Raw genomic sequence first — 9,216 nt, forward strand, 5'->3', positions numbered from 1 at the left:
GCCGGGCGCCTCGGCGGCGGCCTCCGCGCCGAGCAGCGGACGGAGGGAGACGACCAGCTCGTACGCCGTGACCGGTTCGGATGTCATACGCGCAACGACTCGGCCGCTCCGGGCAGGGTTGCCCGGAGCGGCACGGACTCACCCCTACGGGGGTGAAACGGGTCAGCCGTTGACGAAGTCCTCGCGGGCCAGCAGTCCGGTGTCCGGGTTGTCGGTGAAGACGCCGTCGATGCCGGTGGCGAAGTACGTCCGGTAGGCACCGAAGACGTCGCCGTAGGCGTCGGGGTCGGTGCCCCGGCGGAAGTCGGCGGGCAGGAAGGGGTTCTCGTTGCGCATGGTGTACGGGTGCAGGATCAGGCCGGCCCGGTGGGCGTCGCGGACCAGGGTGGTCGGCCGGGTGAGCCTGCCGTTCCTGTCACGCGGGATGACCAGGTCGAGGGTGGGGCCGATGCCCTGGGCGTAGGAGGCGATCTCCCTCAGACCCTCGGGGGTGACGAGGTCGGCGACGGTGCGCGGGTCGCCCGACTCGACGAAGTCCCAGGGGCGGCTGTTCGCACCGGACAGGAGCACCACGAGCGGGTTGTCCACGAGCCTGCTGAGCCGCTGGACTCCGCTCGGCTCGAACGACTGGAGGATGACCGGCGAGTTCCGGCGGTGCTTGCCGTGCCTGCGCAGCACCTTCGCGACCCGCTCCTCCAGGCCGAGGCCGAGGCCGCGGAAGTAGGTGGGGTGCTTGGTCTCGGGGTAGATCCAGACCTGCTTGCCGCGCTTGCGGGTCTGTTCGTCCTGCCAGCGCAGCACCTCGTCGAAGGTGGGGATCTCCCAGCGGCCGTCGTAGAGGGTGTTGTGCGGCCGGTTGGCGGGGATGCGCTCGACGGCGCGCAGCCGCTTCAGTTCGGCGAGGGTGAAGTCCTCGGTGAACCAGCCGGTGACGGAGGCGCCGTCCAGTGTCTTGGTGGTGCGGCGGCCGGCGAACTCGGGGTGGTCGGCGACGTCCGTCGTGCCGCCGATCTCCGGCTCGTGCCGGCAGACGATGTGGCCGTCCCTGGTCGGTACGAGGTCACCGGCCTCGACGATGTCCGCCCCCATGTCGAGGGCGAGCTGGTAGGCGCCGAGGGTGTGCTCGGGCCGGTAGCCGCTGGCCCCGCGGTGCCCGATGATCGTCGGCACCGGCAGGTCCTTCAGCCCCCGGCCGCCGCCGGGCCGGGGGCCGGCCGCTCTCGCCGTGCCACCCAGCGCCAGGACCGATCCGGAGGCGCCGAGCACCGCCGCGCCGAGGAGGGCCCGCCGTCCGGTTCCGCCCGCCTGCTCGTTCGACTCCCGCGTTGCCATGAGTGCCTCCTGGTGTCGGCTCGTCCGGTGCGGGCCGATCGTAGGTGCGCGTCGATGACGGACGGGAGACCCCGGGCCGAACACACGGGTGAGGTTCGATGTCGTACGCCCCTCATACGGATGACGTACGTCTGTCGTATTCCGGCGGGGATGTGACGGCTCGTCCGATTGGGCCCCACGGGTGGGGGCACCCGCCGCTGTGCGCCGGCCCGGGCGACTTCCGTCACAGCGTGACAGCCGTGTTTCCCGCCGCCCACGGGCGGGCGCCGCAGATGAACCCGGGTCAAAAGCAGGTAAGACCTCGGTGAACTCGCACGAGCCCGATGTGCGCAACCCCCTGGGCCGCGAGTAATGTCCTCACCTGCACAGACTCATACGGCATTCACCCACGTCCGCTTCCCACCGGAGGGCCCGTTGTCCCGCTTCGTGCTCATCAAGGCAGTGCTCGGTCCGATCATGCGCCTGATGTTCCGCCCACAGGTGGAGGGCGCGGAGAACATCCCGGGTGACGGTCCTGTGATCCTGGCCGGCAACCATCTGACGTTCATCGACTCGATGATCCTGCCGCTCGTCTGCGACCGGCAGGTCGTCTTCATCGGCAAGGACGAGTACGTCACCGGCAAGGGGCTCAAGGGCCGGCTGATGGCGTGGTTCTTCACCGGCGTCGGCATGATCCCGGTCGACCGCGACGGCGGCCGGGGCGGGGTGGCGGCGCTGATGACCGGGCGGCGGGTGCTGGAGGAGGGCCGGATGTTCGGCATCTACCCCGAGGGCACCCGCTCCCCCGACGGCCGGCTGTACCGGGGCCGTACCGGTATCGCCCGGCTCACCCTGATGACCGGCGCGCCCGTGGTGCCGTTCGCCATGATCGGCACGGACAAGCTCCAGCCCGGCGGCGCGGGTCTGCCCCGGCCGGGCAAGGTCACGGTCCGCTTCGGTGAGGCGATGGAGTTCTCCCGCTACGAGGGGATGGACCGCGACCGCTATGTCCTGCGGGCGGTCACCGACTCGGTGATGGCCGAGGTCATGCGGCTGTCGGGGCAGGAGTACGTGGACATGTACGCGAGCAAGGCGAAGGCGGCGTAGCGCTGCGCTTGTGCGGGTGGGGTGGCTGGGGTCGGTGTGCGGGTGCGGGTGTGTTGGGGCTGGTCGCGCAGTTCCCCGCGCCCCTTGGGGAGACTGATCAGCCGCATGGTCTTCAGTGCGGGTGTGTTGGGGTTGATCGCGCAGTTCCCCGCGCCCCTGAGGGAGGTTGACCAGCCGCATGTTGTGCGGTGCGGGTGTGTTGGGGCTGGTTGTGCGGTTCCTCGCGTTCGCGGGGGTTTTGCGTGGTTCCTGGTGTGGGTTGGTCAGGCGTTTTGTCGTCCAGGTGTTGGTCGCGCAGCATGAACCATGCGGCTGCTGACGCTGTCAGGAGGACCGTCGCTCCCGTGCCCGCTGCCAGGGTGAGGCCGTCCACGAAGGACTGGCGGGCCGCTTCCAGCATGGGGTCGGCGATGGTGGCGGGCAGGCGGGAGGCCGCCTCCACCGCGCCGCCCAGGGACTCGTGGGCCTCCGCCGGGGTGCCCGCCGGGCCGGTGAAGTCGCGGTAGACGCCCGTCACGATGGAGCCGAGCACGGCGATGCCCAGGGCCGCGCCGAGTTCGTACGCCGTCTCGGAGACGGCGGAGGCGGCGCCCGCCTGTTCCTTGGGCACGCTGGAGAGGATCACGTCGGCGGTCACCGTGAAGGAGAAGCCGGCGCCCAGACCGACGAACAGCAGGGCCGCACCGAGCAGCGGGTATCCGGTGGACTGGCCGATCACCGTGAGCGCGGCGAGGGACAGGCCGATGGCGGCCAGTCCGCCGGCGACGACCGAGCGCACCGAGAAGCGCCGGGCGGCGCGGCCCGCGAGGAGGCCGGCCGCCACCGCCCCGATCGCGGCGGGAAGTTCGGCCAGGCCGGCCTCGAACGGGCGGCGGCCCTGGACGAGTTGCAGGTACTGCGACAGGAAGAACACCAGCCCGGAGAGTCCGAGGATGGTCAGCAGGTCGGCCAGTACCGCGCCGCTGAATCCGCGGTGCCGGAACAACCGCATGTCCAGCAGCGGTGCCGGGAGGGTGAGCTGTCTGCGGACGAAGGCGTACAGGGCGGCGGCGCCCACCAGTCCGGCGGCCATGGCGGGCGAGGTGACGCCGTGGCTCGCGGTCTCCTTCACCGCGTAGACGACACCGATCATGCCGGCCAGTGACAGGACCACGCTGGTCATGTCCCACGGCCCGGGGTCGGCGGTGCGCGACTCGGGGAGCAGCTTGATGCCGACGACCACCAGGACGGCCATCACGGGCAGGTTGATCAGGAAGACCGAGCCCCACCAGAAGTGTTCGAGCAGGAACCCGCCCAGGACCGGCCCGACGGCGGTGCCCGCGGAAGCGGTCGCGCCCCAGATGCCGATGGCCAGGCTGCGTTCACGCGGGTCGTGGAAGAGGTTGCGGATCAGGGCGAGGGTGGCCGGCATCAGGGTGGCGCCGGCGACGCCGAGGAGCGCCCGGGCGAGGATCATCAGCTCGGGTGTGTGGGCGTAGGCGTTGAGCACGGATATCGCGCCGAACGCGGCGGCACCGTAGAGCAGGATCCGCTTGCGGCCGATACGGTCGCCGAGACTGCCCATGGAGACCAGCAGGCCGGCGATGACGAACGAGTAGACGTCGCCGATCCACAGCAACTGGCTGCCGGCGGGGGCGAGGTCCTCGCTGATGTAGGGGGTGGCCAGGCCGAGGACGGTCGCGTCGACGGCCACCAGCAGCACGGCGAGCACCAGGACGGAGAGCGCGAGCCACCGGCCCGGACGCTTCATCTCCTCGGTCGTGGTCTCCGGCCGCAGGACGCTGGTCATGTCGCGTTCCTCTGTGCGGGGCTGCCGGTGCGTCGTACACCGCCGAGCAGGAGCTCGACGATCATGTGGGTGAAGTCCTTGGGGGCCACCCGGCCCTCGGCCACCGCCCAGGCGGCGGAGGCGAGCAGCCCGTAGAGCGCCTCGGTGAGCCAGGCCGGCGTGAGGTCGATACGGAACTCGCCGCTCGTCTGGCCGCGCCGGAACAGCCCGGCGATGCTCTCGTCGATCCTGGCCCAGCCCTCGTTCTGCTCCTCTCCCTCGAACAGCTGGTTCTCGGAGTAGAGGAAGGCGAGCAGGCCCGCGTGCGGTTCGATCCGGGCGACCAGGCGGCGTACGGCGTCGGTGGCGGACCCCTCGTCGGGCCGGGCGGCCTCCAGGGCGGCCTCGCACTCCGCGATCCCCAGTTCCTCCAGCGCCCGCACCAGCGCCTCCCGCCCGGCGAACTGCCGGTGCAGGGTGGCGCGGCTGATCCCGGCGGCCCGGGCGACCTCGTCCATGGTCGCGGTGGACCTGCGGGTCAGCAGGGCGGCGGCGCTGCGCAGCACGTGGTCACGATCGACAGCCATGAGACGACAGTACCGCATGTGAGACATGACTGTCTCATTCAAGGCGTACGCGTCTCACGGCTGGCGATGCGTCGGCGGGGTGACCGCTCAGTGCCAGGGCAGCTGTCCGCGCCGTTCCCAGTAGGCCCGAGGCTCCTCGGCCAGGGCGGCGAGGCGGGAGAGCTGGTCGTCGGTGAGGTCGACGGCGGCGGCGTGCAGGTTGGAGGCGAGCTGGGTGGTGGTCGCCGCACCGGAGAGGACGACGCCGGACCAGGGCTCCCGCAGGACGACCGCGAGGGCGACGGCGTCGGCGCCCAGGCCGGTCTCGTCCGCGACGGCGCGCAGCGGCTCGGGGGCGTCCGGCGCGGCCAGCCGGCCGTTGGCCATGCCCTCCTTGACGATCACCGTGAGCCCTGCGTCACGGGCCTCGGCGAGCGCGGTCCCGGCGGAGGTCTCCAGGGCGTTGTAGGTGGCCTGCACGGTACGGAAGAGGGGTTCGCCGTCGACCGTGACGGCGAGGGCGGTGCGGATGGCGTCCGCCTGGGCCGGGCCGCTGGTGGAGAAGCCGACGGTGAGACCCTGGGCGGCGGCCTCGGCGAGCCGGGCGTGCAGTTCCTTGTCGGAGAGAGCGGGACTGTCCGGGGTCACCGAGTGGATCTGGTAGAGGTCGAGCCGGTCGCCGAGCAGCGCGTCGGACTCGGCGCGCTGACGCTCGTAGGCGGCGAGGGAGTGATCCTTGACCTCGTGCCGTTCGGCGTCGGTGGACCAGTCGGCGGTGTAGGTGTAGCCCCATTTGCTGCCGATGACGACGTCGTCGACGTCCGTCCTCTTCCGCAGCCAGTCGGCCAGGAACTCCTCGGAGCGGCCGTAGGAGCGGGCGGCGTCGAAGTAGCGCACGCCCTGCGCGTAGGCGGCGTCGAGGAGTTCGTGGGTGCGGGCGCGCAGCGTCTCGACGCCTCGGTCCTCTCCGAGGTCGTGGTCCCGGCCGAGGTTGATGTAGCCGGGGCGGCCGATCGCGGCGAGGCCGAGGCCGATGTGGCAGGTGGGGGTGGTCGCTGTCGCCAGTCGGGCGAAGGGCATCGCGGGCTCCGTCGGTCGGTCCGGTTACGGCGTTCCGACCAACGTAACCCGCGGTGTCGCTCCGCTCGGGGAACCGGGGCACCGAAGAGCCCGGTACTTGCTGCGCACCTGCGGGTGCGTTGTGGTGCTTCGCGCCCACCCGGCGGAGCCGCCCATGGACACCGCCCCGCGCCCCCGGGGATGTCGCCCTACTGCTTCTTGCCCTTCGCCCAGGCGTGCTGGGCCGCCACGTTCGTCTTCACTTCCGCCAGCTGGACCGCGACGGCGCTCGGAGCCGTGCCGCCCCGGCCGTCGCGGGAGGCCAGAGAACCCGGGACGTTCAGGACCGAGCGGACCTCCGGGGTGAGGTGGGCGGAGATCTTCGCGAACTGGTCGTCGGTGAGTTCGTCCAGTTCCCTGCCCTCGGACTCGGCGGTCTTGACGCACTCGCCGGCGACCTCGTGCGCGACGCGGAACGGCACGCCCTGCCTGACCAGCCACTCGGCGATGTCGGTGGCCAGGGAGAACCCGGCCGGGGCCAGCTCCTCCATGCGCTCGCGGTGCACCGTGAGGGTGGCCATCATGCCGGTGAACGCGGGGAGCAGGACCTCCAGCTGGTCGATGGAGTCGAAGACCGGCTCCTTGTCCTCCTGGAGGTCGCGGTTGTAGGCGAGCGGGAGGGCCTTGAGAGTGGCCATCAGTCCCGTCAGGTTGCCGATGAGGCGTCCCGACTTGCCGCGCGCCAGCTCCGCGATGTCCGGGTTCTTCTTCTGCGGCATGATCGACGAGCCGGTGGAGAAGGCGTCGTGCAGGGTCACGAAGGAGAACTCCTTCGTGTTCCAGATGATGACCTCCTCCGCGATCCGGGAGAGGTTCACGCCGATCATCGCGGTGATGAAGGCGAACTCGGCGACGAAGTCACGGGAGGCGGTGCCGTCGATGGAGTTGGCCGCGCTGCCGTGCTCGAAGCCGAGGTCCCTGGCGACCGCCTCCGGGTCCAGGCCGAGGCTGCTGCCCGCGAGCGCTCCGGATCCGTACGGGGACACCGCCGTGCGCTCGTCCCACTGGCGCAGCCGCTCGGCGTCCCGGGACAGTGCCTGGACGTGGGCGAGGACGTGGTGGGCGAAGAGCACCGGCTGGGCGTGCTGGAGGTGGGTGCGGCCGGGCATGGCCACATCCGGGTGGGCCTCCGCCAGGCCGGTCAGCGCGTCCTGGAGATCGGCGATCAGGCCGCCGATGACGCGGGCGTGGTCACGCAGGTACATGCGGAAGAGGGTGGCCACCTGGTCGTTGCGGGACCGGCCGGCCCGCAGCTTGCCGCCGAGGTCGGGGCCGAGCCGCTCCAGCAGGCCCCGTTCCAGGGCGGTGTGGACGTCCTCGTCGGCGATGGTGCCGGTGAAGGAGCCGTCGGCGACGTCCGCCTCCAGCTGGTCGAGGCCGGCGATCATCCGGGTCAGCTCGTCCTCGGTGAGCAGCCCCGCCGTGTGCAGCACGCGGGCGTGGGCGCGCGAGCCGGCGATGTCGTAGGGCGCGAGCCGCCAGTCGAAGTGGACGGACGCGGACAGCTTCGCCAGGGCCTCGGCGGGACCGTCGGCGAAACGGCCGCCCCAGAGCCGTACGTCACCGCTGTTGCTGCTCACTTGCGTGCTCCTCGAGGGTTCCGGATGTGCCGCCGCCTCCCCACGGTCGGGTGAGGAGGCGGCTGTCAGGCTACTGCGCGTGAGGGTCCGTCAGACGGTCACGCGAGGTCGCGCTGCGCCGCGATCTTCGACGACAGGCTGTAGATGTCGATGAAGCCCTTCGCCGCGGCCTGGTCGAAGGTGTCGCCCGTGTCGTACGTGGCCAGGTTGAAGTCGTACAGCGAGGACTCGGAGCGCCTGCCGGTGACGACGGCGCGGCCGCCGTGCAGGGTCATCCGGATGTCGCCGTTGACGTGCTGGCTGGCCTCGGTGATGAAGCCGTCCAGGGCGCGCTTGAGCGGGGAGAACCACTGGCCGTCGTAGACCAGTTCGCCCCAGCGCTGCTCGACCTGCCGCTTGTAGCGGGCGAGTTCACGCTCGACGGTGACGTTCTCCAGCTCCTGGTGGGCCGTGATCAGGGCGATGGCGCCGGGCGCCTCGTACACCTCGCGGGACTTGATGCCGACGAGGCGGTCCTCGACCATGTCGATCCGGCCGATGCCCTGGGCGCCCGCGCGCTCGTTGAGCTGCTGGATCGCCTGCAGGACGGTGACGGGCCTGCCGTCGATGGCGACCGGCACACCCTCCTTGTAGGTGATGACGACCTCGTCGGGCTCACGCGGCACGGCCGGGTTCTGCGTGTACTCGTAGACGTCCTCGATCGGCGCGTTCCAGATGTCCTCGAGGAAGCCGGTCTCGACGGCACGCCCGAAGACGTTCTGGTCGATGGAGTACGGCGACTTCTTGGTGGTCGCGATCGGCAGGCCCTTGGCCTCGCAGAAGGCGATGGCCTTGTCGCGGGTCATGGCGTAGTCACGGACCGGGGCGATGCACTTGAGGTCGGGGGCGAGGGCGACGATGCCGGCCTCGAAACGGACCTGGTCGTTGCCCTTGCCGGTGCAGCCGTGGGCGACGGTGCTCGCGCCGTGCTTCTGCGCGGCGGCGACGAGGTGCTTGACGATCGTCGGCCGGGAGAGCGCGGAGACCAGCGGGTAGCGGTCCATGTAGAGGGCGTTGGCCTTGATCGCCGGGAGGCAGTACTCGTCGGCGAACTCGTCCTTGGCGTCCGCGACCTCGGCCTCGACTGCGCCGCAGGCGAGGGCGCGCTTGCGGATGACGTCCAGGTCCTCGCCGCCCTGGCCGACGTCGACCGCAACGGCGATGACCTCGGCGCCCGTCTCCTCGGCGATCCAGCCGATGGCGACGGAGGTGTCCAGACCGCCTGAGTAGGCGAGTACGACGCGCTCGGTCACGGGTTTCTCCTCACAGTGCATTCGCTTGATATGCATGAGTATGCAGGAGTCCGCATGATTCGTCAATCCGCCTCCTCCGGGGACCCGGGAGACCCGGATCCGGGCCACGTGCGGCCGCGATCCGGAGGACGGATGAACGCGCGAAACCTCTTACCCGTATCCCTCCCCGACGCAGGCGCCGCGTCGCTCCCCCGCGGGACATCCGAAGCACCCGACACACCCGAGACACCAGGCCGCACCCCCGATCCCGAGTGAGGCATCCGCATGTCCAGGGCTCTTCCGAAGTACAACAAGCGCCGCGTCGGCCTCATCGGCGGTGCCGCCGCGGTGGCACTGACCGGAGCGGTGATCGCCGGCACCGCCCTCGCCGGCGAGTCGTCCGGGGACGGCGCCGAGGCGGACGCCCGGACGCTGGCGGGACCGGGCACCATCTCCTGCCCGGACGTCGCCCCGCGGCTGCCCGCGGTCCCCGC

At 71.1% G+C, this 9,216-nt stretch carries 7 protein-coding genes and 1 pseudogene; 2 read left to right on the top strand and 6 right to left on the bottom strand.

The window, feature by feature from the left end:
* Window positions 1-162 precede the first annotated feature (162 nt).
* Window positions 163-1,332 (bottom strand): glycerophosphodiester phosphodiesterase, encoded by a 1,170-nt coding sequence (locus B9S61_RS37965; protein WP_103546227.1) that lies wholly within the window; start codon window positions 1,330-1,332, stop codon window positions 163-165.
* Window positions 1,333-1,746: 414 nt separating this feature from the next.
* Here B9S61_RS37965 and B9S61_RS37970 point away from each other — a divergent pair, with 414 nt between their 5' ends.
* Window positions 1,747-2,418: a 1-acyl-sn-glycerol-3-phosphate acyltransferase gene (locus B9S61_RS37970; RefSeq protein WP_103546228.1), complete on the top strand. Its 672-nt coding sequence runs from the start codon at window positions 1,747-1,749 to the stop codon at window positions 2,416-2,418.
* A 112-nt stretch (window positions 2,419-2,530) separates the two neighbouring features.
* On the opposite strand, the gene B9S61_RS37980 is transcribed toward B9S61_RS37970, so the two are convergent.
* From B9S61_RS37980 to B9S61_RS38000, 5 genes are all read right to left on the bottom strand, one after another.
* Window positions 2,531-4,207: an MFS transporter gene (locus tag B9S61_RS37980; RefSeq protein WP_258040100.1), complete on the bottom strand. Its 1,677-nt coding sequence runs from the start codon at window positions 4,205-4,207 to the stop codon at window positions 2,531-2,533.
* A complete protein-coding gene (locus B9S61_RS37985) occupies window positions 4,204-4,773 on the bottom strand; it encodes a TetR/AcrR family transcriptional regulator (RefSeq protein WP_219820011.1) in 570 nt (189 codons plus the stop codon). Before B9S61_RS37985 ends, B9S61_RS37980 begins: the two co-directional genes overlap by 4 nt.
* 87 nt (window positions 4,774-4,860) lie before the next feature.
* Complete coding sequence (locus B9S61_RS37990) at window positions 4,861-5,832, bottom strand: aldo/keto reductase (protein WP_103546231.1); 972 nt, start codon at window positions 5,830-5,832, stop codon at window positions 4,861-4,863.
* 188 nt (window positions 5,833-6,020) lie between these two features.
* Entirely contained in the window at window positions 6,021-7,451 is a 1,431-nt protein-coding gene (gene argH / locus B9S61_RS37995) for an argininosuccinate lyase (RefSeq protein ID WP_103546232.1), read from the bottom strand.
* A gap of 98 nt (window positions 7,452-7,549) precedes the next feature.
* Entirely contained in the window at window positions 7,550-8,743 is a 1,194-nt protein-coding gene (locus B9S61_RS38000) for an argininosuccinate synthase (RefSeq protein WP_181007726.1), read from the bottom strand.
* Window positions 8,744-9,007: 264 nt separating this feature from the next.
* On the opposite strand from B9S61_RS38000, the pseudogene B9S61_RS38005 reads away from it, so the two are divergent.
* A pseudogene (locus tag B9S61_RS38005) lies at window positions 9,008-9,216 on the top strand (hypothetical protein); the annotation flags it as partial.

The sequence above is a fragment of the Streptomyces sp. SM1 genome (assembly GCF_002910825.1).
In the GTDB taxonomy this organism is placed as follows: Bacteria; Actinomycetota; Actinomycetes; order Streptomycetales; family Streptomycetaceae; genus Streptomyces; species Streptomyces okerensis.

What these genes read in the sequence shown, in the direction of transcription:
- B9S61_RS37965 (WP_103546227.1), bottom strand. Translation starts at nt 1,332, where the DNA reads ATGGCAACGCGGGAGTCGAACGAGCAGGCGGGCGGAACCGGACGGCGG.
- B9S61_RS37980 (WP_258040100.1), bottom strand. Translation starts at nt 4,207, where the DNA reads ATGACCAGCGTCCTGCGGCCGGAGACCACGACCGAGGAGATGAAGCGT.
- B9S61_RS37985 (WP_219820011.1), bottom strand. Translation starts at nt 4,773, where the DNA reads ATGGCTGTCGATCGTGACCACGTGCTGCGCAGCGCCGCCGCCCTGCTG.
- B9S61_RS37990 (WP_103546231.1), bottom strand. Translation starts at nt 5,832, where the DNA reads ATGCCCTTCGCCCGACTGGCGACAGCGACCACCCCCACCTGCCACATC.